Here is a 23,396-nt window from a genome sequence, read left to right on the forward strand (position 1 = left end):
AAATTAGAAGCAAGCCAACGAAAATATTCGAACCTTTAGTTGGGTGCCTTTTTGAACATCCTCTATAATCCACATTTTAATTGCGTATTACAATTCGTACATGTATTGCAGCCGCCAATTTCTTCTACAACCCCTTTTCGACAAACAGGGCAAGTATCTCCAATTTCTGAACCAATTGTTACTTTAGTGGAAGTTAATTCTTGGATTGTATCAACTAATACCACTTGAGGTTTTTGTGCCACCTCTTCACTTTTCACTTCATCAAACGTATTTTCTTCTGCTTTTAATGTTAATACTTGGCTATCACGAGAGCCGTCTACATATACCGTTCCACCTTTTGCTCCGCCACGGTATAATCTTTCATACACTTTCTGCACTTGCTCCACACTATAGCCCTTTGGCGCATTCACCGTTTTACTTATGGAGCTGTCAATCCATCTTTGAATAATACATTGTACATCAGCATGTGCTTCTGGAGCTAGATCCATTGCTGCAATAAACCAATCTGGAAGGTTATTTGGGTCAGCATCCGGATTTTCATCTAAATATTCTTGTACAATGTCTGCTTTTACCTCGATAAATTTGCCAAGTCTCCCGCTTCTAAAATAAGAAAAAGAGAAATATGGTTCTAGACCAGTTGATACCCCGACCATAGTGCCTGTGCTTCCTGTTGGTGCAACTGTTAATAAGTGAGAATTGCGAATTCCGTACTGCAAAATTGCTTGACGAATATCTTCCGGCATTTTTTTCATAAAGCCTGTGTCAATAAATGCTTGACGAAGGTTGTTTTCTGCTTCTTCTGATTCTGCAGTTAAAAACGGGAAGCTTCCTTTTTCTTTCGCTAGCTCCACAGATGCTCTATAAGCTGTAGTTGCAATCGTTTCAAACACTTTATCTACAAGGTTATTTCCTTCTTCAGAGCCGTACTCTGTTTCACAATAAATAAGTAAATCATGGAGACCCATAACACCTAAACCAACACGGCGTTCACCAAGTGCCTGCTTTTTATTTTCAGCAAGGAAGTAAGGTGTTGCATCTATGACATTATCTTGCATCCGTACGCCCACTTCAACCGTTTGTTTTAACTTTTCAAAATCAACTGTTTTCGTTTTTTTATCTGCCATTTCTGCGAGGTTAACTGCTGCAAGGTTACATACACTAAACGGTGCAAGCGGCTGCTCGCCGCAAGGGTTGGTCGCAACTACCTTTTGCCCGTAGCTTTTTGCATTGGTCATGTCATTGGCATTATCGAGAAAGAAAACTCCCGGTTCAGCAGAATATGTTGCACATATATTGACTAGATTCCATAATTCTTTTGCTTTTATTTTACGATAAACTCTTATCGCATACCCCTTCGCTTCCCACTCTCGAACATCGCCAATCTTATGCCATTCTTCATTATAATACGTCATTTCCTCTGGGCTATAGCTTTCTACATCCGGAAAACGAAGTTCATATTCTCCATCATTTTCGACTGCATCCATAAATTCCTTCGTTAAACAAACAGAAATATTTGCTCCTGTTAAAAATTCTGACTGATGAACAGAATAATTTCCGCCAGCTGCTAATTTCCCCTCTGCTTCTTTAATAATTTGTTCGTTAAAACCGCCTTGTCCAGGAATTTCTTTGTAACGGATGATACCTTGGTACATTGCTTTTTCCGATTCTGTCAACGGAGTGAATTTCAATTTTTCTTTCGCATACTTTTTAATTGCTTCATCATTTGTATTTTCTATTAAAAATCGTAAAATACGAGGATTTTGCATTTTAGAAATAATAAACTCGATAATATCAGGATGCCACGTTACTACCGTCCTTTTCAGGATACTTTAACTCTGTTAATAACAGACGGACTAGACTATATCTTCACCCTCAGCATCATCTGTTAGGGGTTGGGCACTTCGGGAATTCTTCCCTACTCTACTTCTTTGCAAAGTGCAAATTTTCGATAGTCGTTGAACCTTCACCTATAAACGGCGCTTGGCTGCGAATTGTCCAATTCAATCAATTTTTAAGCATTCACGCCCACCGTTTCCAGTCACGTTGTAGCTTGATTGACTCTAAGGAGTTCCTCGCAATTCACCCAATTTTCTTGTCATTCATTTCTGAACAACGCGGACTAACATATACAAAAATATTTTTTAATCCGCCAACATTATCATTTGTGCACCCCTGCGCGAACCTCCTTGCTCAACTAGATGTGTCAATTTTGCAATATCATCCAGCCAAGATACAGAACCAGAAGACTTGCCATTTACCCCTTTAGCTAACGTATTTCGAGGTCGTAATGTCGATCCATTTGTACCAACTCCGCCGCCGCGGCTCATAATTTCCATGACTTGCTTGCGGTGTTCTGAAATTCCTTCTCTGGAATCTTGAACAAATGGCATCACGTAGCAATTGAAATACGTAACGTCTGTTCCAGCACCTGCACCGTACAGCACTCTTCCTGCTGGAATAAAATTCAAATTAACTAATTCTTGATAAAATTTTTCAAACCATTCTTTTCTTTTTGCTTCTGTTTTTTCAACAGAAGCAAGTCCTGTCGCATTTCTTTTAGCAATTTGCTCATAGAAAATTTCCAATGGTTTTTCAATAACATCCAATGAACGAAGAATAATGCCAGTTTCTCCTTCCTCTCCTTCCAACACACCTCTAAACTCTTCATCAACAAGTACACTTGCCATTTTGGTATCCGTGTTTATTTCTTGAACAATCCCAAGCCCTCTGGCAGGAAACTTTGGATCTTCTTTAATTGTCAATACAACAAAATCCCCTGATGCAAGCGTAACCTTTTCTGTATCTTTAAAGGTATAGCGGTCAAGCATGACAAGTCGGGAAACTCCTTTAAAGCCAGTGTTCATATCTGGAGTGATCGGATGAACCTCCGGAAATAATTTAATATCTTCATTTAATTTTTCAATATTTATTTTTACATCTTGTCTAAGCATAACGGACATGCACACAGCTCCTTCATTTTTTATCCTATTGATTAAAAGTAACTAGCATCACTCCTATTTAAATAATATGTACAATTAAAGTATCATACCAACCCACCAAAATCAACATATAGTACTTACGTAGAAAAATAACAACAACATATAGTGTTTCAATCTGTCGAATTTCATTTTGTCAAACTAGAAAAAAAATAGATATCGAAGAAAAACAGAGAATAAAAAAGATATTTCAGCATAAAGGACAAAAATTCGACATTCTTCATACTTGCACTTTTTTGTTATGGATAATGATTGATACAACTGGATTCTTGCTAAAGACCTGAAGTGAAAATATTTTTCGACAAGACTTTCAGTTCATTTTTTTAGTAGTACTTCTTACTTCATTATGTGTAATCAAAGCGAAAAAGAGCGCTGCTAGAGCACTCTTTTGATCTATTCATTCTTTTTTTATAATAGAAAACATTCCCTATTACCTGCGAAAATTCCATTCATCGCTTTCATATTTTTCTTTTGCTAATCTTTCAACATAGTTCAACTGTTCTTCAGTTAATTCATAAGGTTCTAAATTGATTTGAAGCCCTTCTTCAAATCCTTGTTTAAAAGCAGTTTTCGCCATATCAATCGTAATATTTTTAGTTGTTAAGTTATTAATGGCTACCGCTTTTTCTTTAAATGCTTTTTGCATTCTTTCTTTCACACGCTCATTTGGATACTTAAATAACTGAAATAGTTTATCTTCGTCTAAATCTAATAAAATCGAGCCATGCTGCAAAATAACTCCTTTTTGCCTCGTTTGTGCGCTTCCTGCTACTTTTCTGCCTTCAACAACTAATTCATACCAGCTTGGGGCATCAAAACAAACGGCTGACCGAGGATTTTTTAAACTATTTTTTTGTTCCTCTGTTTTTGGTACAGCAAAGTATGCTTCGAGTCCTAGCAAATGAAAACCTTTCAGAATGCCTTCTGAAATCACACGATAGGCTTCCGTAACAGTTTGCGGCATTTCAGGATGATCCTCTGAAACAATCACACTATATGTTAATTCATGTTCATGAAGAACGCCTCTTCCTCCTGTTGGTCTCCTTACAAATCCAAGGTTCAACTCTTTCACTGCATCCATATTAATTTCTTTTTCTACTTTTTGAAAATATCCGATGGATAATGTTGCAGGATTCCATCCATAAAAACGGATGATTGGTGGAAAATCGCCGGTAGAATGCCATTCTAATAACGCTTCATCTAATGCCATATTAAATGCAGGCGAGCAATTTCCTGTATCTATAAACCTCCAAGTTTCTCGTGTCATCTAGATCCCTTCTTTACTGTAATATAAGTTTGTTTAGGTCAATGTTTAAGTCTATCAAAAAGCAGGAAAGAAGAAAAGCATGTCGACTTCTTTTTCAATGGTGAATAAAAGTATTCTCTTTACTACTAGAATGGTTCACTTATATAATAGAAAGAGTGCAAGTTATGAAAGGAGAAATGAGCATTGCAATCGATTTATACACTTCTAGTGATAGTCGCAGCAGTTATCGTTTATTCGGTATCTAAATGGCTTTATCAACGGAGAATAGTAAAAACAGTAACAGAAGAAGAATTTCGCGAAGGATACAGAAAGGCACAATTAATCGATGTAAGAGAGCCTAATGAATTCGAAGCAGGTCATATTCTCGGTGCAAGAAATATTCCATTGTCTCAATTAAAAATGAGAAAAGGAGAATTACGACCTGATAAACCAGTGTATTTATATTGCCAAAACGGGTTGCGCAGCGGCAGAGCAGCTGAATTCCTGCATCGCAAAGGCTATAGACAGCTTACCCAGTTACAAGGCGGCTTTAAAAAATGGTCTGGAAAAATAAAAGCGAAATAATAATAGCCAGTTAAAGTGGTTATACGATATAGAAACAGAAATAGAGGGAATTCCATCAAGGATAATCCCTCTATTTTTTTATATTTACGGACTTATTAACTTTTCACGTACCGTAAAACAGGTTTCCGGGCAGCAAGCGTCTCATCTAATCTGCCAATAACCGTTGTATGAGGTGCTTCTTGCACCACTTCCGGTGTTTCTTCTGCTTCTTTTGCAATTTGTATCATCGCATCAATAAATTGATCTAATGTTTCTTTTGATTCCGTTTCTGTCGGTTCAATCATAATACACTCTTCTACATTAAGCGGGAAATAAATGGTTGGCGGATGATACCCGAAGTCCAGCAGCCTTTTCGCAATATCCAGCGTACGAACACCAAGCTTTTTCTGCCTTTTTCCGCTTAGTACAAACTCATGCTTACAATGACGATCAAATGGCAAGTCATAATATTCTGCTAATCGTCTCATCATATAATTTGCATTTAAAACTGCATTTTCCGTTACTGCTTTTAATCCGTCTGGCCCCATAGAACGGATATAAGTGTATGCACGGACATTAATTCCAAAGTTTCCGTAGAAAGGTTTTACTCTGCCAATTGACTGTGGACGGTTATAATCATAGACATACTCTTCCCCGATCTTTGTAATAACCGGTTTAGGCAAAAATGGAATTAAATCAGCTTTTACGCCAACTGGACCTGATCCTGGTCCACCACCGCCATGCGGTCCTGTAAAGGTTTTATGCAAATTCAAATGAACAACATCAAATCCCATATCTCCAGGTCTTGCTTTCGATAATACGGCATTTAAATTAGCACCATCATAATATAATTTTCCACCCGCATTATGAACAATCTCCGCCATTTCAAGAATATCTTCTTCAAATAATCCTAGTGTATTCGGATTTGTTAACATAAGAGCAGCAGTGTCATCTCCAACCACTCGTTTTAAATCCTCTAAATCTACTAATCCATTTTCATTTGACTTAACGGTGATCGTTTCAAATCCGGCAACTGTTGCAGACGCTGGATTTGTACCGTGAGCAGAATCTGGGACAATCACTTTTGTACGATTCGTGTCACCATTCGCTTCATGGTATGCACGAATCATCATTAATCCAGTCCATTCCCCATGTGCTCCCGCAGCAGGCTGAAGGGTAACTTCATCCATTCCTGTAATCTCCGTTAAATGCTGCTGCAAGTCATACATAAGTTCCAAAGCACCTTGTACAGAGCTTTCATCTTGTAGTGGATGAATATGAGCAAACCCATTAAAACGTGCCACATTTTCATTAATTTTTGGATTATACTTCATTGTACAAGAACCTAAAGGATAAAAACCAGAATCTAAACCATGGTTTCTTTTCGATAAGGCAGTATAATGACGCATAATATCTAATTCGGAAACTTCAGGCAGTTCAGGGCTGGCCTCCCGTACATAATCGTTTGGCAAAAGATCAGATAATGCTGCTTCCGGAACGTCCATTTCCGGCAGACTATAACCGATTCGTCCAGGTGTACTGCTTTCAAATATAAGTGCTTGATGTTGATTATGCATGGTAATCCTCCAATTCATTCACAAATTCATCTATTTCCTCTTTTGTTCTAAGCTCTGTTACGGCAACTAGCATATGATGATCTAATCCATCAAAATCTCTGCCTAAATCGTATCCGCCAATTATCCCTTTTTGAAGCAGAGACTTGTTGATATTAGAGACAGGAGCTTTGCATTTTATAACAAATTCATTAAATGAATGTCCATCAAACTCTATTTGAAAGCCTGCTTCTTTTAATTTCGTTTTCGCATAATGAGCTTTTTGCAAATTAGCGACAGCCATTTCTTTCACACCATTTTTCCCAAGTGCTGTCATAGCTACTGATGCTGCTAGTGCATTAAGTGCTTGATTGGAACAAATATTGGATGTTGCCTTATCGCGACGAATATGCTGTTCCCTAGCCTGCAGCGTAAGAACAAATCCTCTTTTCCCCTCTTCATCAACCGTTTGTCCAACCAATCTTCCAGGCACCTTACGCATTAGTTTAGAGGTTACCGCAAAATATCCACAATGAGGACCTCCAAATGCCGCTGGAATTCCAAATGGTTGTGCATCCCCAACGACGATATCTGCATTAAATTTTCCTGGAGGAGTTAACACTCCTAAAGCAAGTGGATTGCTCGAAATAACAAACATCGCTTTATTAGAATGAATAAGTTCTTCCAATTCTTTTAATGGCTCTATTCTCCCAAAAAAGTTAGGATATTGTATCATAACAGATGCCACATTCTCATCTATTAATTCTTTTAATTGATCGATATCTGTGATCCCATCTTTATGAGGCACTTCTACTACTTCGATGTATTGCCCTTTTGCATATGTTTTGACCACTTCTTTTGCTTCCGGGTGAACTGCGCTTGAGATAAGAATCTTTTTTCTTCTTGTAGAACCAGCGCTAAGCATTCCTGCTTCAGCGAGCGCTGTAGCTCCATCGTACATAGAAGAGTTCGCTACATCCATACCCGTTAATTCACAAATCATTGTTTGAAATTCAAAAATTGCTTGTAATTCCCCTTGTGAAATTTCTGGTTGATAAGGCGTATAAGCGGTATAAAATTCGGAACGAGAAATGACATGGTCGACAATGACAGGCGTGTAATGATCATATACACCTGCGCCTAAAAAAGAAACATTTGATTTAGCGTCCATATTTTTTTGAGCAAGTTTGTTTAATTCCTTTAATAATGCAGATTCACTTTTAGCAGGCTTAATCTTGTATTCTCCTTGAAAACGAATCTTTTCTGGAATATCTGTAAAAAGTTCATCCACAGAGTCTACTCCGATACTCTTTAACATAGCTTGTTGATCTTCTTGTGTCATTGGTAAGTAGCGATGTTTCATCCTGTTTAACTCCTCCTAATTTAAGCTTGATTCCTTTTATAAAATGGGGTTGCAACAACTTTCGCTCTCATATATTTCCCTCTAATTTCCACATCTACTTCTTGAGCAAGCACGGCAAATTCTTTTTGTAATAATGCAAGCCCGATATTTTTCTTTAATGTAGGAGATTGTGTTCCAGTTGTTACTTCCCCTATTAATTCTCCATTTGCATATACTTTGTAGCCATGTCTTGGAATGCCTCTATCTACCATTTCAATGCCTACTAATTTACGGGAAACACCCTGTTCTTTTTGTTCCATTAATGCGGCTTTGCCTATGAAGTTGTCCTCTTTATTTAATTTTACAGCAAAGCCAATTCCAACCTCTAAAGGAGAAATATCAGCTGATAATTCTTGACCATAAAGAGCAAGCGTTGCTTCAAAACGCAACGTGTCTCTTGCGCCTAAACCACATGGCAGCACACCTTCTTCTTTCCCGGCTGCTAATATTTCGCTCCATAATAAAGGAGCATCTTTGCTGTCGCAATAAATTTCAAATCCATCTTCTCCTGTATATCCTGTACGTGACAACAGTACTTCTTTCCCAGCAAGCATCTGTTTTTGCTGAAATTGAAAATAACCGATAGAAGCAGTATCAATATTTGGATTCATTTTATTAATGATAGTTTCAGCCAATGGACCTTGAAGAGCTAATTGCGCATAATCTTCTGATAAATTAGTTAATTCCACTTGCCCATCGGCATATTTACATAACCAATCGTAATCTTTTGCAATATTAGATGCATTCACTATTAATAAATAGTGGTTTTCCGCTAATTTATAGGTTAGTAAATCGTCTACTGTTCCGCCATTTTCATAACACATAGCAGAATATTGAGCACCGCCAACCTTTATTTTTGACACATCATTCGTTAATACTTTTTGTAAAAAAGCTAAGCTCTCTGCTCCCTTTACTTCAATTTCTCCCATGTGGGAAACATCAAATAAGCCTGCTTTTGTACGAACTGCTTCATGTTCTTCTTTTATACTGGAAAATTGAACAGGCAAATCCCATCCACCAAAATCAATTGTTTTTGCTCCATATTCTTTATAGCACTCAAATAAAGGTGTACGCTTTAGTGTCGTCATTTTCTTCAGCTCCTCTTATTTTCAATTTTTTTATTATGTGAATTAATTACTATATTTAACGAGAAGTTTCTAGCTATTCTGAAAAATCCCTACAAAAAAAGGACAGAAACCTCCCATTTAAATGAAGAAAGGTCTCTGTCCTGGCACCTGAAAGTTTACCGATATCGGCTGTCCCCTTTGGTGGCTGTCTTTTATACAGCGCTCTCCAGAGCTGCGTCAAAATAGAGTTCTTTTGCCTGAGAGATTCACAATAAGAATTGTTTGCTCCTTCGGCGCTACAAATGTAGTCTCTCCCCTATTTCTCATCCGCGTATTATAAAATTATATCTATTGGTCATACTATTACTAAATATAATTATCGTCTCGAAAAAGACGATTAATAATAAATACTTATGTAGTTTTTGTTCACTTTTTATAAAAAAATCGATATTTTGTGACAAAATTCAAAACTTTTACACATTAATCCTAACATCATGATGAAATTCAGGCAATAATTATTTTCTAATAAAAAAATATTTTATTTATCAATACACGAAATTATTATTTTTATATAACATTTTTTCATCTATTCACTAAACCCTTCACTTGTTTTTACGACAAATTTATGCCTTACAGAATGAGAAAGGACGACTACGAATGACGATTGAAATCAACTTAGATCATTCATGGAATGATGAATTATTAAAAAGAATGACTGAGGATGGTCCATGGGCTAATTGGGAACTATTTAAACTCTCCCTTGAGGTAGAACAGCATACGATTATTCGTGAATTCGAAGGACTTCAGGCACCAAATCATTTATCGGATTTAACACCCCTTCCTCATCAATTGGAAGTAGCAAAAAAAGTAATTGAAGATATGAACGGTAAAGCGATTTTAGCAGATGAAGTTGGTCTAGGCAAAACAATTGAAGCAGGTCTTATATTAAAAGAATATATGATTCGCGGACTAGTAAAAAAAGTGCTGATCTTAGTGCCAGCTTCTCTTGTCACACAATGGGCAACTGAGCTTAATGTAAAATTTTATATTCCGGCTGTTATTCAAAGAAAAAGCTATGTGTGGGAGCAATGTGATATTGTCGTATCATCCATTGATACAGCAAAAAGAGAACCACATCGGAAGATTATTTACGATCAAGATTATGATTTAGTTATTATCGATGAAGCACATAAATTAAAAAATAATAAAACAAAAAACTATGAATTTGTACAAAACCTAAAAAAGAAATTTTGCCTTCTGTTAACGGCAACACCTATTCAAAATCGCATCAGTGAAATCTTTAATCTTGTTTCCTTGCTTAAACCTGGCCACTTAGGTAATGAATCTACTTTTTATGAAAAATATAAAAAAGACTCTCGTTCTATTAATGACGATGAACATTTAAAAGAACTTGTAAATAAAGTCATGATACGGAATCGCAGACATAATACGGGAATTGAATGGACAAAACGGGTTGTGGAAGCGGTAACCATTGATTTTTCTAAAGAGGAAAAAGATCTTTATGATACGATTGAACAATTAAAAAGCAGCCATCAAAACGAAGCAAATGGCAGAAATCCATTCTCGATGATTACATTGCAGCGGGAAGCGTGCAGCAGCAGAGAAGCTGTTTACTACACCTTGCAAAATATGTTAAAAAAATCAGAAAATCCATCTGCTCAATTAACCAATAATATTCATTTACTGTTGAAGAAAGTGGAAGCTGTTACTTCGAACTCAAAAGCAGAAAAAGCGTTAGAACTCATCCAAAAAATTAATGATAAAGTCATTATTTTTACCGAATACCGTGCTACTCAGCTGTATCTGCAGTGGTTTTTAAAACAGCATGGAATCACTTCTGTACCATTTCGAGGCGGCTTTAAAAGAGGAAAAAAAGATTGGATGAGGGATTTATTTCAAAACCACGCTCAAGTATTGATCGCAACGGAAGCTGGCGGCGAGGGAATTAATCTGCAATTTTGCAACCATATTATTAACTTTGATTTGCCATGGAATCCTATGCGCCTCGAACAACGGATTGGCAGGATTCACCGTTTTGGCCAGAAGAAAAATGTCATGATTTATAATTTTGCTGTGAAACATACAGTCGAGGACCATATTTTAACATTATTATATGAAAAAATTCATTTATTTGAGAAAGTAATTGGCGAATTGGATGATATTTTAACAAAATTAGATTTTGGCAATATGGATGATTACATGGTGGACATTTTTTCTAATTCCCGCTCAGAAGGAGAAATGAAAATAAAAATGGATAATTTAACGAGTATGATTGAATTTGCACAGACTCTTAAGGAGGTGAATAACAGTTAAAAATATTTTGTAAAAGTTCATAAAAACTTCTTATTTTATTATAATCTTTATTTTTATAATAAAACTAAGAGGTGATATAAATGAGATACTATTCAATAGATGAATTTACTAAATGGATAGGAAAAACAACACAAACATTAAGTAAATGGGATAAACAAAATACTTTCAAACCATCATGTGATTGAAGGGGATTGTACAATTAGTTCAAAACAAGAAGAAAACTATAAGAACAGTAGTAAATTTTTATCTGATGAAACCCTGCGTAAAGAATTGACTGTTTTAAAACAAACGGAAGAATATGCTTGGTTGTATGATGTATCAAATAATATCACAAAACAAGTGATCAAAGATGCTTGTGATGCGTATAAGAAATTCTTTAAAAAACAAGCAGAGAAACCACGTTTTAAAAGCAGGAAGAAATCAAAACCGTCTTTTTATAATGATAACGTCAAACTCAAAGTTAAAAAGGATGAAGTCTTGATTGAAAAAGTTGGTTGGATTAAAACGTCTGAACTTTTGCCAATAGGTGTAAAGTACTTCAACCCAAGAATCAGTTTTAATGGTAAGTACTGGTATTTGTCTGTTGGAATGGAAGAAGGAATACAATCAACGGAATTAACAAATGTTTCACTTGGAATTGATGTTGGTGTGAAAGAATTAGCAATATGTTCAGATGGTAGAAAGTTTAAAAACATAAACAAAACAAATGTAGTAAAAAAGGCAGAAAAACGCCTTCGCAGGTTGCAGCGTCAAGTTTCTCGAAAATATCAAATGAACAAGGAGGGAGACCGTTTCGTCAAAACCAGCAACATTATAAAAATCGAAAGGAAAGTGCGGAACCTATATAGAAGATTATCGAATATCAGAACCAATTATCTTCATCAAACGACAAACGATATTGTGAAAACCAAACCATATCGAATTGTAATGGAAAGCTTAAACATCAAAGGAATGATGAAGAATAAGCATTTATCAGAAGCGATTGCCAAACAAGGATTATACGAATTCAAACAGCAAATCCAGTATAAGAAGCATGGGATTGAATTTGTGGAGGCTGATAAATGGTATCCATCTTCTAAAATGTGTTCATGTTGTGGAACGGTTAAAAAGAATCTAAAGCTATCTGACCGAATATATCAATGTGATTGTGGTCTTGTAATAGATAGAGATTTGAACGCTTCTATCAACTTATCACATTATCAATTAGCAAATTAACACCTTAAACGTTATTGCTAATATGTAGGATTCGTTGTATCCGAATTTACGCCCTCGGAGTGTCATATCAAACGAAAGTAGCTTCGGCAAAATCGGACACGAAGAACAGGGAAATAAACAAGCTTTATAGATTTTTATGAGGTTTTGACAACGGATGAACCATATGAAGCAGCAGGAAATTCATCAATTTCTTGAAAAATTTTTCCAAGCAACGGATTGCGAGATAATCGAAAATAATAAAGGCTATTTGATTGTGCAATTAACAATTGATTTGGATAAAGAGCTGATGAACCGCCCATTTTATTGGCATTATCTCGAAAAAACTGGCGGCACCCCAAATCCAGCAAAGTTGACATTAATAACGGATCCGAACATTGCCCCCAACGAGATAAAGGGCGAATTAATTCATTTCGGTTCACCACGGCTTCATCAATTATTTGCTTGTGCAAAAAAACTATCTCGGTATATTCGTTTATACGAAAATGTAGTAGGACAAACCCAGCAGCATACGGCATTAAAACCTTGGTTAAATATCAATATGAAAATATCTTATCAATGCGATCGCAAAAAGGATGTGTATCGTTCTATCGGTCTTCAGTTAATAAATGGACAAATAGTCGATGATTTTCAAACAAAAATGCAAAAACTATCTTTATCTGCGAAAATCCCCGATTATGCTTTTACCTTATCGCCATTAATTATGCCAAAGAGCGGGATGATAAGAATTGAAAATACAATTCAACAATCATTAACGCAAGAAGATCATACTTGGGCAGAAGAAGCGAAACAACGATGGACAAAGGATTTACAATTATTAGAACATTTTTATGAAGATATAGAGGAACCATCAGAAAGCTTACAGAATGAAAAGTTGGCATTAAAGGAACAATACGAACCAAAAATAAATATTTCGATTATTAACGGCGGCTTTTTTTATATAGCTTCAGAAGCTATATAAAAAGGCTGCTTGTTCGGAGTTATCATCCCTACAAGCAGCCTTTTTATGTTATCTTTTTATTTTAGTTCTTCTATTTTTGACACTTGCAGCAATTACATAAGGCAATATGCCAAACCAACGCAGCATAAAGGGTTCTTTGTTACCTTTACGTTCCGCTTTTAATTTTTTTCGCTGATCTTTAGGCTGATCCATATATTGCACAAATGTTTGCGTTAAATATTTTACATAATCATTCGTGTTCATCTTATCACCACAGCTTTTTATTAATAGGATGACCAACTCCTCTCCTATTTATTCAAGTAAATGAAGATGCTATTTATTTACCTCGACCCATTTGGTCATTTTTTTCTTTTCTTTATCATAATAACTCAACGCCCAAAGTCGGTAATTTGGAGGTGCAAGAAGGGAATATTCTACTTTTTCAACTGTAGGAGAATCCTTGGTTATCGTGTAATCAATCGTTGTATTGAAGTAATTGTATTGACCCGTTTCTGGAATTTCTTCTCCATTTGACAGCTTTTTTTCTAAGTCTTTTACCGTACTCATGAAATAATATTCTTGCCTGTACATAGCTTTCGTTTCTTGAAAAATGTGTTTTTTATTGACATAAAGCTGAATCATTACTAGAAAGAAGAGAATAAATAAGATAAAAATACAAAAAGTAATTGGATAAATAACCCCTTTTTCATTTCGAATCATTATTACTCCCTTCAAGCTGTACATACGACAAAATATTTACTTCTTTTTGCTGGTTATAAACATTTTTCACTTCCACTTTTACACCATTGTGAATTTCAGAAAATTGTACAGAAGCTACACCTTGTAAAGTTACTTCATGTCCAGTTGCATTAACTCTCCTTCTTATTTTCGTTAAATATAATTCATACATAATATTCTCCCCGTCCACATATAACAACAGCTTATTGTTTTCGACATGAATGGATTCAGACATTCTCACTTCTTTTTTTAATTGACCGACAAAAACTTGCCATTCCATCTCTTTTAATTGAACAGCGACCATTTGTTTTTCTATAATTATGTGTAAAATGGGAGGGAGGAAGGCAATGATTAACAAAAAAAGGAATAACGAAAACAGCATGTCCAATAACATAAATCCCTTATCATTGAACATTTTCACAAATTTGCTGTTTTTTCTGGAAAACATTCTCATAATATAAACATACTTCCTCCTCCCTTATCCACTTTATAGAATATCGTGTCCCATTCTTTTCTACTTCCATTCCCTTTTTTTCTTTTTCTTCTACACGAAACTGCATCAAATATTCGTATAAAAGTTGAGTAGATGTTAACTCCTGATCTAATTGCTGATACTGTTTTAACAAATGGGTATAAGCAGGAATAAAGAAAAGGGTTAAAAGAGACCAAATAGTTAAAGCTAAAAACATTTCTAGTAAGGAAAAACCTTTACAATTTTGCAACATAAAATCTTCCTTGTCCTATTTGAACAGTAAATTTGTAATTTTTATCTTCTATAGAAATGTAATAAGTGGCAAATTCCGACACATTGCCATTTCGAACGATGGAGAAAGAAATTGGGGTTAAATCTTGATTGATTTTTATACTTTCATCATAATAACGATCAACAATGTAGCCAGTCTGCATATCCCCACTAATATAATACCGCTTATGTTTAGGATAAAAATACACATACATCTTCATTTGATGAGATAAAGCATAGCTTTGGGCGTAATACAAATCCGACTGTAAAGTTGAAAAAAACAACTTTTCTTTAACCATAACATGCTGCGGTCTAAATAGTAGAAATGATATGGAAAGGAGAATCATAAAAACGGAAAGTGAAACCAACATTTCAATTAATGTAAAGCCTTTTTGATTATTTATCATGGTGTACTTGCAACCGACACCTCGCCACTACTACTAATGACAACTGCCTTTCCATTTGGACAGGTTGTTTGACCTTCTTGGACATAACCAGCATCTGCAAGAGCTTCCATATCTGTTGGATATTTTTGATTATCCATATAATAGGACTGGACTTCTGCTTGAGCCATTTTTACAAATGCATCACAACCTGTTTTATTAATTTTAGAATTATGTTTTGTAACATTTGGAATCGTAATAAGAAGCAATATCGAAATAACGAGAAGAACTATCATCATTTCAATTAACGTAAACCCTTTTTCATTTTTCATTCTTTTCTCCTTTCAAAAACCGTCTAACAACTGAAACATCGGTAATAATACAGCTAAATACAAACTAATAATGAGCAAACCAACCAATGCATACAAACTTGGCTGAATTATTTTTATTGTTTTGTTCGCTCCTTCCTGAAACGTATTTATACAAAAACTGCTAAAATAGTGAAGTTCTTGATCTAATCTTCCATTTTCTTGCCCATGCTGCAGTATTCTCCGTAATTCTTTTTCAAAAAAAGGAATGACGCTAAAAGCTTGTTCTAATCGTTCTCCCTTTCGCAAATGTTCCATGACTATTAATCCTACCTCAGCATATAAACGCTGCTGTTTATTTTGTTGGAAAAATTGTAGACTTTCATAAATCGAAAATCCGCTTGACACTAAATAACTTAATTGAAGTGTAATGATGTGGGTATAATAAAGAGAGAAGTATCTACCAATCAGAGGCAGTTGAACAAACATAGTACATCTTGTAATCATATCTTGTTTTTTAAAATAAAGATGATAATAAAGAATCAATAGGAGGATACATATGACAAGCAGCATGGAAATAATGGGGATTACTTTTCCAGCCCCAATAACAAAAACCATAAATATATTTTTCTTTAAATCCATGGATACAAAAAGACTTGTGAATTTTGGGAGTAGAATCTGTTGTACAAAAAAGAATAGGATGCATGTAAAACTAATTAAAAAAAGTGGATAGTAGAGGAGTTTTTTCAATTTTGCAACCGTTTCTTGTCTAGTTAATATCATTTTGCTGCCATCTTGAAAGGCTGCTGCAAAGCCGCCATGTTTCTCAGCAAAAAATACATAGCTGATCAACTGTTCATTAAATTGCATTTTTTTTAAGTTTTCATAAAACGATTCACCTCCTTGTAAGGCACCAATGCATGCCCGTATATCTTCCTGCTTTTGATCGGACAAATAATAAAGAGTAGAATGTGCTGCTTCTGCTAGTGAATAACCTCTTTCTAATAGCTCCCCAATACTTTTTAATAACAATGCTTGCTCTGTAAGTGACCATTTATTTTGTTTCTTCATCATATACCCAACGTTCATATTCATCTTCTTTAATAAAACCTAAAGCTATTCCTTTATTAATATTTTGAGCTAATGTTTTGTACTTGCTTGTTTCCTTGTAAACATTATTATGGAGAATGGGGAGAATCGTTTTTCCTGTTATAATCTCAAAAACACTTGCCCTTTTCACCCGGTCTTTTAAGCTAAAACAATAGGTAGAACAATCGCCGCTGCAATATGGACAAACTAGTTCTACTAATCTTTGTGCTGTTACTGCAATCAATGTTTGTTCTATTTCCAGCTTATTCACACCAAATTCCAGTAAACGATGAACCGCCCCTTTTGCATCTCGTGTATGCATCGTTGTGATGACAAGATGTCCAGTTAAAGCTGCACGTATAGCTATATGCGCCGTTTCTGCATCTCTTATTTCTCCAACCATAATAATATCTGGATCATGGCGTAAGATCGCTTTTAAACCTGTTGAATACGTAATGCCTGCTTTTTCATTCACTTGTATTTGCAGAACATTTTCTTGTGTTTTTTCAATTGGGTCTTCTAAACTAATAACATTACGATGATATAAATGGGCGTTTTCGTTAAGCAAAGAATATAATGTAGTTGTTTTACCTGATCCGGTCGGTCCTGTAAAAATGACAAGCCCGTGTGCATGCTTTAATAATGCAATTAATTTTCGTGAAGTATCTGGAAATAAACTAATGTGATAAATGGGGATTTCGTTTTTATCTTGCAAGATGCGGATGACTAAACTTTCATGTGGAATAGACGGCAGAGTGGAAAGCCGGAGTCCTATTTGCTCCCCTTTAATAGTAGTCGAATAAGAACCATTCTGAGGTCGCCTTCGTTCTCCAATATCCATAAATGCTGAAAATTTAAAATGGGAAATTAGTTTGTCACAATCTTTTGAGGAAAGAATATGTTTTGACTGTAGTTTGTTGGAAATGCGGAATTGAAGATGTGATTCTTTCTGTTTCGGGATAATATGAATATCTGTTGCTTCCTCTTCAACAGCTTCCCGAATAATACGGTTTGCAAATGCCTCAATCGACATCATGCTGCATTAAGCACCACCTTTCATTTGTTTAACAACTATTTCGATATTTCTTTCGCTATTCCTTCTAAAATATTTAAATTTTTTTATTTTTTTTCAATAATTGCAGAAAAAAAGCAAATTATTTTCTAGGATGGAGAATAAGGAAGCTTTCTTCATAAGATTTTCAAAAAGAGATGTATAAAAACCACCTTTTCATTCCATACTATATTTTGTGGCAATTAATTTATTGGGCTATAGCCAAGCGGTAAGGCAACGGACTTTGACTCCGTCACTCGTTGGTTCGAATCCAGCTAGCCCAGTCCAAACCAACTTTTTTTCTTCATTAAAAAGAAGCAGGCCCGTCAATGAACGGAGCATGCTTCTTTTTCTTTGGCTGTTTTCTCAAAGTTTGTTGTTTTTTACGTAAAAAAAATAGGAGAAGAAGTACTCAGCAGACTGAATACACGTAGACTCCTGTGGGAATGCGAGAAAGACGAGACCCCACAGGAGCGTATGCGACGAGGAGGCTCGGCGCTCGCCCACGGAAAGCGAAGTGTATTCGGGCTGCGAGTTTATAAGCAACAGTCTATAGGTAAACAGCCTTTTCTTTTTATCCTTTTATTAACTTGTTTACCCTAAAAATACTGAATATGTATATTTTTTGAACAAACTTATGGGCAAGATGTGAACATTTTATAAACTTATTGTTTTTACAGTGTTTATGGTAGATTGCTATATTATAATAAAGAAAATTAAATACGGAGGGGAAAAGCGATGGAAAATACGTTAAAAATCACCAATGTATTATCTGATCCAACTCGTTTTTATATTTATCAGTATATTACGAACCGTCATCAAGATGTTACTGTTCAGGAAATTGCCGATGAATTTACAATACATCCTAATGTTGCAAGATTACATTTATCCAAACTAGAAGATGTCCGAATGCTTTACTCTGAAACAAAAAAGACAGGTAAAGGCGGACGTCCAAGCAGATTATACCGCCTCTCAAATGAAGTCATTCAATTTAGTTTTCCATTTAGGGATTACCAATTATTAAGTAAAATTTTATTAAAATCGATGAATACACTTGGATTAGAAGGAAAACAAGCTCTATATAAGTGTGGCAAGCAATTTGGCAGAGAAATGATGGAACAAGAAATTGTTCGTTTTACAAATAACTCTGATACTCTTTCAAAAGATGATAAGCTCCGTTTATTACAAAATGCTAGTTTAATGACCGGTCAAATGCCTGTTCTAGAATGGAATGAAGATCAAACGTCTCTATATTTTGAAATTTTCAACTGCCCTTATAAAGAAATCGCTATGGAGCATAAAGAAAAAGTATGCAATATGCATCAACAATTTTTTGTCGGAATGTTTGAAGCACTGTTCCAAGATGTACAATTGATTGAAAAGCAAAATATTATTGCAGGCTGCCATCAGTGCGCTTATAAAGTAACAGTTTAATATATTGCTAGAAATCGATGTATATTTGTGAAAACAATCACATAAAGTGGAAAGCCCAAAAACAAAAAAAGTCTAGATTTTCTTATTCTAGACTTTTTTCCATTTAAAAACCATTTAAATATGGATTATGATCCATTTCATGAGCGATGGTTGTACTTCTGCCATGTCCTGATAAAATAATCGTTTCTTCTGGTAATGTCAGCAGTTTATCATGAATGCTAGCAAGAAGTGTACGTGCATTCCCACCTGTCAAATCAGTACGTCCAACACTTTCGTAAAATAACGCATCTCCTACAAATGCCAGACCTACTTTTTCAAAATAAAACGTAACGCCCCCCAGGGAATGACCTGGTGTTTCTAGAACAGCAAATGTAAACTCCCCAACTGCCATCGCGGGATTTTCATCTAGAAAATAATCAGCTGGTTTTGCAACAACAGGATTCGGCAATCTAAATGCAGCACTGCCATTTAACTTCGGATTGACCAACCATTCTTCTTCCTTATTATGTAGGTATACAGGTATGCTGTACTCCGTTCTGACAGACTCTACTGCACCAATATGATCAAAATGTGCATGTGTTAATAGTATTGCTACTGGTGTTAAATCTAGTTTCGAGATAATAGAAATAAGTTTTTCTCCATTATCCCCTGGATCAATTACTAAACAATTTTTGTTTTCGTTCCATACTAAATAACAATTTGTTTGCAAAGGGCCAAGAGGAATTTGTTTATATTCCATCTATCTCCACCTCCTGATGAATTTCCTTTATTTTTCGTTATTGGCAGACAAATGACTCATCACACGATCCACTTTATCTTCCATTTTTCTTTTGATATCTCGGCGGTCATCAATTCGAATATTCGTTGCTACTCGCACTAAACCTTTTGAAAAAGGAACCTCATGCATCGCCTGAATGACTTCAAACAGCTTAGATAACTCTCCTTCAATAATTGTATTCATTGGAGTAAGCTGATAGCGAATTTCTCCCTTTTCTTCATAACCTTGCAAGACTTGATGAATATCAGCAACATATTTACTTACACTTGGAGTTTCAGTTCCAATTGGAATAATGGTTACATCAACAATTGCCATATTTAACCTCTCCTTAAAAACCTGTTTTCTTTATCTTGTCATATTTACAAAAGATTCTCAACTAATAAGAAAGGCCCAAGACACCTGGATCTAGACATTTATACTTATCAATATAAATTTTATACAATAAAAAAAAGAAAGGGTCCTATTTTATGATATCTCTGGTGTTCATTGGGCTTCATCTTCTAATTAACCATTTTATAAAACATCAATTATTTGACAAAGAAATAATCTCTCCTGTTTTTACATTTATCATCTTTTCTTGATAGTGCCCATACAAACACCAGTCATTATTTGGAGATAGCTGTATTGGCTGGTTGTCTATAGGCTGCTGTACTATTTTTTTTCGCAATCCCGTTTTCGAATCAATCGAAATAAAATCAAACCCTTCATTATAGGACTCCGCATGGCCGCTTTTTTTCGGGATAAACGTATAAAAAGCATCATCCTTTAAATCAAAAAACGGAACAAGCCAATCGGCAAACTTTGATAAATGTGGAATCGTAAAGCTGCTAGTTTTGTGAAAGTCATGCTGATAAAAAGTATAAACAGCATTTTCAATATTTTGTGGATCTGTCGAAATCGTTAACACCAATCTTTCAAATACATGCATAGAATAAACATCATCTAAGTTATAAACGGTTTCATTTTTAGTTTGTAAATTTTTTGTTTTAATCGGAGCATGAAAGGAAGTATCATCCTTTTCCCAGTCTAAATAGGCAAGCTCCTCTTTTTGAAGCCATTGAGAAAATGGATTCATGCCCTGCAATGGGATTAGTTGTTTTTGTGAAAGCGATAACAAATATACATCACTTTTCCAGTCATCTGTAAAAGTCGAAACAAATAGTTCCATCTCATTATATGGATTCCAAACAAAATCAGCATCGTAACTTGCAAGAGATGTTGTATAAAGCTGCTTCCCGCTATTATCAATGATCGTTATTTCTCCAGCATCATCGGATGTAGCTGTATAAATTAATATCCTCTCTAAATTCGGGCTAATTTTAACGTTCACCATTTCTGACTTTGTTTGAAACAGCTTTGAATATTCTCCAGTAAAAAGCTCATAGGCATATAGTTGATAGCCATTTTCTACCTTTGCAATATAGGCGATGTTCTTATCACTTAGCCATCCTGCAACTTGAACAAACTCACCTTTTATTATCTTTGCAGGCGGAAGAAGCGGCTTTTCTTTCTGTTCTTTTTTCGGTATGTCTTTTTCCTCTTCTTGACTCGTTGTTACTTTCTGTTTAGGAGAACATCCAGATAGTACAAGTGTGAAAATAAGAAAAAGCAGAAGAAAAACATCCGATTTTTTCTTTAAAAGGTAAAACATTTTTTCACACCCTTTTATATAGCCTTTTGCTATGCACACTATAATGAATAGTAACACAAAAAAGCCGAAAATTTACGGCTTTCATAAAATCTTTTGGTTCTTTTCTCAAATTTTGTTGTTATTTACGTGAAAAAATGGGAGAATAAGTACTCAGCAGACTGAATACACGTAGACTCCTGTGGGAATGCGAGAAAGACGAGACCCCACAGGAGCGTATGCGACGAGGAGGCTCGACGCTCGCCCACGGAAAGCGAAGTGTATTCAGGCTGCAAGTTTAAAAACAACAATCTATACGAAAACAGCCAATCTTTTTTTACTTTTTTTCCAAACGAAAAATTCTTGATCACATATATAAAGCTGCTAAAAAGATACCGATTGCATCTCGGTAAATTTCATCAAATTGTGATAAGGGCAAGGGATTAATCCCCTTTCCTAACTCAATGGTGAATCCTGATTTTTTCACATCCTGAATAAACCAATCTTTATACCCTGCAAAGCTGTCAATATTTTGAATTGCTTCATAACCGCTGACACGCTCGAATTCAGTTGCAATCGCTTGTGATTCTTTCGGCTCCATCCCTTCATAACCCCAATAAAATTCTTTCCCTTGCGTGTGAAAGGCAAGCATCGTTTGAAAGTTTTCTTTTTCAGCAAGCTTTGCCATTATTTTAGCTTCCGGTTCTGTTAATGGAGCATCTCCCGGATAATCTCTAGGTGCAGGCGATTTCGGTTTTTTCCGTTCTTTTTCCACTTCCCATTTTGCAGGAAATTGATTATTTAAATCGACTCCACGAATATTTGCTTTCCATCCCGTAAAATCATTACTGCCACCATTTATTGCTACTACATTTTCTTGGTCCCTGTCTTGCGGTCCGTTTATGACAAGATCTACACCATCAGGATTTACCATTGGAACAATAGAAAGGTCAACAGCTTGATAAAGAGGCAGTGTTTGTACTCCTTTTATCATTGTTGCATTTGTTAAGGATAATAAATAATCATTCACATAAGACATTACTATTGAAGTTGTTATCCACTCATTTGCATGGAAAGAAGCATTCATATGAACCTTTTTGCTCCCCCTGCCTAAACGGATTTCTTGTATGGCATTCCCTAATACACTTTCTCCTATTGTATTTATTGTGATAAAAGGATAATTCGATTGTAATGATTTTATATCTTCCTGCAATGCTTGATAATCATATCGTTTTTTTCCATTCACTATTTTTTTTAAGATTCTTTCGGGCACTTCGATAGGATCCCCGATTTTTAATCGATTCGGATTTATTTGCTGGTTTAATAATAAAATACTATCAATCGATATATTTCTGGCACCGGCAATTTTCCATAATGTATCCCCTTTTTTTATTTGAAGCGTTTGTGTTTGAAAACCTGGAATATGAACGGTTTGACCGGTTATAATAGTATTCGGATTTATTGAAGGATTGCTGTCAATTATTAAGTTTAATGGAATCATAAAAAGTTGGCTATAATACCAAAAAGTGTCTCCGAGTCTCGTTTTAATCTCCAACATGAATCACTCCTTCCATTCCTTCATATTTATGATTTCTGAAATGAAAAAATACATAAGAAAAGCGCAGGCGACTTGCTCAGCCCCGAAGAAAAATGTTCTCTTGGCTCAAAAAGTGCTCTTTACTTTTAGAGACAAGAGGTTATCTTTCACAGGGGCTAGGCGCCGGAGCTAGACACTTATCTAAGTTAAAAATTTTACACTTCCTAATATTCGAATAAATCAGAAAACTTATACCAATATTCCCAGTCACTTCTTATGCTCTTTTATTTATTATAAAGAGGATGCTTCTTGCAATCTTAGCTGCAGGTTTCTCAGTGCACAGCATAGGATTACAAAGCATCCTCATTTCTAAACATCATATATATACAGTTTAT

At 35.3% G+C, this 23,396-nt stretch carries 21 protein-coding genes, 1 tRNA gene, 3 pseudogenes and 1 riboswitch; of the genes and pseudogenes, 7 read left to right on the forward strand and 18 right to left on the reverse strand.

The genetic code is table 11. The annotated features are described in order from the left end of the window. Nucleotides 1-62 precede the first annotated feature (62 nt). The 3 genes and pseudogenes from ACTXGU_RS03545 to ACTXGU_RS03555 form a co-directional block, all read right to left on the reverse strand. Nucleotides 63-1,802 (reverse strand): annotated as a pseudogene (locus ACTXGU_RS03545) (vitamin B12-dependent ribonucleotide reductase); the annotation flags it as partial. Between the two features lie 342 nt (nucleotides 1,803-2,144). Then, nucleotides 2,145-2,960 (reverse strand): annotated as a pseudogene (locus ACTXGU_RS03550) (ribonucleotide reductase N-terminal alpha domain-containing protein); the annotation flags it as partial. Nucleotides 2,961-3,426: 466 nt separating this feature from the next. Then, nucleotides 3,427-4,263, reverse strand: a complete 837-nt coding sequence (locus ACTXGU_RS03555; RefSeq protein ID WP_443480114.1) for a lipoate--protein ligase family protein — start codon at nucleotides 4,261-4,263, stop codon at nucleotides 3,427-3,429. Nucleotides 4,264-4,446: 183 nt separating this feature from the next. Between ACTXGU_RS03555 and ACTXGU_RS03560 the strand changes: the two genes are divergently transcribed. Next, complete coding sequence (locus tag ACTXGU_RS03560; protein ID WP_443480115.1) at nucleotides 4,447-4,827, forward strand: rhodanese-like domain-containing protein; 381 nt, start codon at nucleotides 4,447-4,449, stop codon at nucleotides 4,825-4,827. 95 nt (nucleotides 4,828-4,922) lie between these two features. Here ACTXGU_RS03560 and gcvPB read toward each other — a convergent pair whose 3' ends face one another. The 3 genes from gcvPB to gcvT are packed head-to-tail and all read right to left on the reverse strand — an operon-like array spanning nucleotide 4,923 to nucleotide 8,849. Next, a complete protein-coding gene (gene gcvPB / locus ACTXGU_RS03565; protein WP_443480116.1) occupies nucleotides 4,923-6,383 on the reverse strand; it encodes an aminomethyl-transferring glycine dehydrogenase subunit GcvPB in 1,461 nt (486 codons plus the stop codon). After that, entirely contained in the window at nucleotides 6,376-7,722 is a 1,347-nt protein-coding gene (gene gcvPA / locus ACTXGU_RS03570; RefSeq protein WP_443480117.1) for an aminomethyl-transferring glycine dehydrogenase subunit GcvPA, read from the reverse strand. The genes gcvPB and gcvPA overlap by 8 nt, the downstream gene beginning before the upstream one ends. A 20-nt stretch (nucleotides 7,723-7,742) precedes the next feature. Continuing rightward, on the reverse strand, nucleotides 7,743-8,849 hold the full coding sequence (gcvT, locus tag ACTXGU_RS03575; RefSeq protein WP_443480118.1) for a glycine cleavage system aminomethyltransferase GcvT: 1,107 nt from the start codon (nucleotides 8,847-8,849) through the stop codon (nucleotides 7,743-7,745). Between the two features lie 214 nt (nucleotides 8,850-9,063). Next, nucleotides 9,064-9,155, reverse strand: a riboswitch (glycine riboswitch). A gap of 330 nt (nucleotides 9,156-9,485) precedes the next feature. Here gcvT and ACTXGU_RS03580 point away from each other — a divergent pair. The 4 genes and pseudogenes from ACTXGU_RS03580 (at nucleotide 9,486) to ACTXGU_RS03595 (ending at nucleotide 13,335) form a co-directional block, all read left to right on the forward strand. After that, nucleotides 9,486-11,162 carry a DEAD/DEAH box helicase gene (locus ACTXGU_RS03580; RefSeq protein WP_443480119.1) on the forward strand — a complete coding sequence of 559 codons (1,677 nt, stop codon included), beginning with the start codon at nucleotides 9,486-9,488 and terminating at the stop codon, nucleotides 11,160-11,162. A gap of 80 nt (nucleotides 11,163-11,242) precedes the next feature. After that, nucleotides 11,243-11,335 (forward strand): annotated as a pseudogene (locus ACTXGU_RS03585) (IS607 family transposase); the annotation flags it as partial. Between the two features lie 4 nt (nucleotides 11,336-11,339). Further along, complete coding sequence (locus ACTXGU_RS03590) at nucleotides 11,340-12,377, forward strand: RNA-guided endonuclease InsQ/TnpB family protein (protein ID WP_443480120.1); 1,038 nt, start codon at nucleotides 11,340-11,342, stop codon at nucleotides 12,375-12,377. 163 nt (nucleotides 12,378-12,540) lie between these two features. Continuing rightward, nucleotides 12,541-13,335 carry a YqhG family protein gene (locus ACTXGU_RS03595; protein ID WP_443480121.1) on the forward strand — a complete coding sequence of 265 codons (795 nt, stop codon included), beginning with the start codon at nucleotides 12,541-12,543 and terminating at the stop codon, nucleotides 13,333-13,335. A gap of 48 nt (nucleotides 13,336-13,383) precedes the next feature. Here ACTXGU_RS03595 and ACTXGU_RS03600 read toward each other — a convergent pair whose 3' ends face one another. From ACTXGU_RS03600 to comGA, 8 genes are read right to left on the reverse strand one after another with little or no spacing between them, the layout of a single operon-like run. Further along, entirely contained in the window at nucleotides 13,384-13,614 is a 231-nt protein-coding gene (locus tag ACTXGU_RS03600) for a YqzE family protein (RefSeq protein ID WP_443480122.1), read from the reverse strand. A 33-nt stretch (nucleotides 13,615-13,647) separates the two neighbouring features. After that, nucleotides 13,648-14,034 carry a competence type IV pilus minor pilin ComGG gene (comGG, locus tag ACTXGU_RS03605; RefSeq protein ID WP_443480123.1) on the reverse strand — a complete coding sequence of 129 codons (387 nt, stop codon included), beginning with the start codon at nucleotides 14,032-14,034 and terminating at the stop codon, nucleotides 13,648-13,650. Further along, nucleotides 14,021-14,506 (reverse strand): competence type IV pilus minor pilin ComGF, encoded by a 486-nt coding sequence (comGF, locus tag ACTXGU_RS03610; protein WP_443480124.1) that lies wholly within the window; start codon nucleotides 14,504-14,506, stop codon nucleotides 14,021-14,023. The genes comGG and comGF overlap by 14 nt, the downstream gene beginning before the upstream one ends. After that, a complete protein-coding gene (gene comGE / locus ACTXGU_RS03615; protein ID WP_443480125.1) occupies nucleotides 14,457-14,777 on the reverse strand; it encodes a competence type IV pilus minor pilin ComGE in 321 nt (106 codons plus the stop codon). Before comGE ends, comGF begins: the two co-directional genes overlap by 50 nt. Next, on the reverse strand, nucleotides 14,761-15,201 hold the full coding sequence (gene comGD, locus ACTXGU_RS03620) for a competence type IV pilus minor pilin ComGD (RefSeq protein ID WP_443480126.1): 441 nt from the start codon (nucleotides 15,199-15,201) through the stop codon (nucleotides 14,761-14,763). The genes comGE and comGD overlap by 17 nt, the downstream gene beginning before the upstream one ends. Continuing rightward, nucleotides 15,198-15,509 carry a competence type IV pilus major pilin ComGC gene (comGC, locus tag ACTXGU_RS03625; RefSeq protein ID WP_443480127.1) on the reverse strand — a complete coding sequence of 104 codons (312 nt, stop codon included), beginning with the start codon at nucleotides 15,507-15,509 and terminating at the stop codon, nucleotides 15,198-15,200. Before comGC ends, comGD begins: the two co-directional genes overlap by 4 nt. A 12-nt stretch (nucleotides 15,510-15,521) precedes the next feature. Next, nucleotides 15,522-16,574 carry a competence type IV pilus assembly protein ComGB gene (gene comGB, locus ACTXGU_RS03630; protein ID WP_443480128.1) on the reverse strand — a complete coding sequence of 351 codons (1,053 nt, stop codon included), beginning with the start codon at nucleotides 16,572-16,574 and terminating at the stop codon, nucleotides 15,522-15,524. Next, on the reverse strand, nucleotides 16,540-17,610 hold the full coding sequence (comGA, locus tag ACTXGU_RS03635) for a competence type IV pilus ATPase ComGA (protein ID WP_443480129.1): 1,071 nt from the start codon (nucleotides 17,608-17,610) through the stop codon (nucleotides 16,540-16,542). Before comGA ends, comGB begins: the two co-directional genes overlap by 35 nt. Before the next feature lie 227 nt (nucleotides 17,611-17,837). Between comGA and ACTXGU_RS03640 the strand changes: the two genes are divergently transcribed. Both ACTXGU_RS03640 and ACTXGU_RS03645 read left to right on the forward strand, forming a co-directional pair. Then, nucleotides 17,838-17,909: transfer RNA gene (locus ACTXGU_RS03640), tRNA-Gln, on the forward strand. Between the two features lie 454 nt (nucleotides 17,910-18,363). Further along, nucleotides 18,364-19,059 carry a helix-turn-helix transcriptional regulator gene (locus tag ACTXGU_RS03645; RefSeq protein WP_443480130.1) on the forward strand — a complete coding sequence of 232 codons (696 nt, stop codon included), beginning with the start codon at nucleotides 18,364-18,366 and terminating at the stop codon, nucleotides 19,057-19,059. Between the two features lie 103 nt (nucleotides 19,060-19,162). On the opposite strand, the gene ACTXGU_RS03650 is transcribed toward ACTXGU_RS03645, so the two are convergent. From ACTXGU_RS03650 to ACTXGU_RS03665, 4 genes are all read right to left on the reverse strand, one after another. Beyond that, complete coding sequence (locus ACTXGU_RS03650; RefSeq protein ID WP_443480131.1) at nucleotides 19,163-19,798, reverse strand: MBL fold metallo-hydrolase; 636 nt, start codon at nucleotides 19,796-19,798, stop codon at nucleotides 19,163-19,165. A gap of 27 nt (nucleotides 19,799-19,825) precedes the next feature. Beyond that, complete coding sequence (locus ACTXGU_RS03655; protein WP_443480132.1) at nucleotides 19,826-20,152, reverse strand: MTH1187 family thiamine-binding protein; 327 nt, start codon at nucleotides 20,150-20,152, stop codon at nucleotides 19,826-19,828. A gap of 208 nt (nucleotides 20,153-20,360) precedes the next feature. Beyond that, a complete protein-coding gene (locus ACTXGU_RS03660; protein ID WP_443480133.1) occupies nucleotides 20,361-21,488 on the reverse strand; it encodes a YqgU-like beta propeller domain-containing protein in 1,128 nt (375 codons plus the stop codon). 343 nt (nucleotides 21,489-21,831) lie between these two features. Beyond that, the gene (locus ACTXGU_RS03665; RefSeq protein WP_443480173.1) at nucleotides 21,832-23,019 is read right to left on the reverse strand and encodes a M14 family metallopeptidase; all 1,188 of its coding nucleotides are present in this window, start codon (nucleotides 23,017-23,019) and stop codon (nucleotides 21,832-21,834) included. Between the last annotated feature and the right edge of the window lie 377 nt (nucleotides 23,020-23,396).

It is taken from the genome of Niallia sp. 01092, from assembly GCF_052318935.1.
Classification (GTDB): Bacteria; Bacillota; Bacilli; order Bacillales; family Cytobacillaceae; genus Niallia.

Coding starts and splice junctions, on each gene's coding strand:
- ACTXGU_RS03645 (WP_443480130.1), top strand. CDS start 18,364: ATGGAAAATACGTTAAAAATCACCAATGTATTATCTGATCCAACTCGT.
- ACTXGU_RS03650 (WP_443480131.1), bottom strand. CDS start 19,798: ATGGAATATAAACAAATTCCTCTTGGCCCTTTGCAAACAAATTGTTAT.
- ACTXGU_RS03660 (WP_443480133.1), bottom strand. CDS start 21,488: ATGTTTTACCTTTTAAAGAAAAAATCGGATGTTTTTCTTCTGCTTTTT.
- gcvPA (WP_443480117.1), bottom strand. CDS start 7,722: ATGAAACATCGCTACTTACCAATGACACAAGAAGATCAACAAGCTATG.
- ACTXGU_RS03655 (WP_443480132.1), bottom strand. CDS start 20,152: ATGGCAATTGTTGATGTAACCATTATTCCAATTGGAACTGAAACTCCA.
- ACTXGU_RS03555 (WP_443480114.1), bottom strand. CDS start 4,263: ATGACACGAGAAACTTGGAGGTTTATAGATACAGGAAATTGCTCGCCT.
- comGA (WP_443480129.1), bottom strand. CDS start 17,610: ATGATGTCGATTGAGGCATTTGCAAACCGTATTATTCGGGAAGCTGTT.
- comGB (WP_443480128.1), bottom strand. CDS start 16,574: ATGAACGTTGGGTATATGATGAAGAAACAAAATAAATGGTCACTTACA.
- gcvT (WP_443480118.1), bottom strand. CDS start 8,849: ATGACGACACTAAAGCGTACACCTTTATTTGAGTGCTATAAAGAATAT.
- comGD (WP_443480126.1), bottom strand. CDS start 15,201: ATGATAAATAATCAAAAAGGCTTTACATTAATTGAAATGTTGGTTTCA.
- comGE (WP_443480125.1), bottom strand. CDS start 14,777: ATGTTGCAAAATTGTAAAGGTTTTTCCTTACTAGAAATGTTTTTAGCT.
- gcvPB (WP_443480116.1), bottom strand. CDS start 6,383: ATGCATAATCAACATCAAGCACTTATATTTGAAAGCAGTACACCTGGA.
- ACTXGU_RS03595 (WP_443480121.1), top strand. CDS start 12,541: ATGAAGCAGCAGGAAATTCATCAATTTCTTGAAAAATTTTTCCAAGCA.
- comGG (WP_443480123.1), bottom strand. CDS start 14,034: ATGATTCGAAATGAAAAAGGGGTTATTTATCCAATTACTTTTTGTATT.
- comGF (WP_443480124.1), bottom strand. CDS start 14,506: ATGAGAATGTTTTCCAGAAAAAACAGCAAATTTGTGAAAATGTTCAAT.
- comGC (WP_443480127.1), bottom strand. CDS start 15,509: ATGAAAAATGAAAAAGGGTTTACGTTAATTGAAATGATGATAGTTCTT.
- ACTXGU_RS03580 (WP_443480119.1), top strand. CDS start 9,486: ATGACGATTGAAATCAACTTAGATCATTCATGGAATGATGAATTATTA.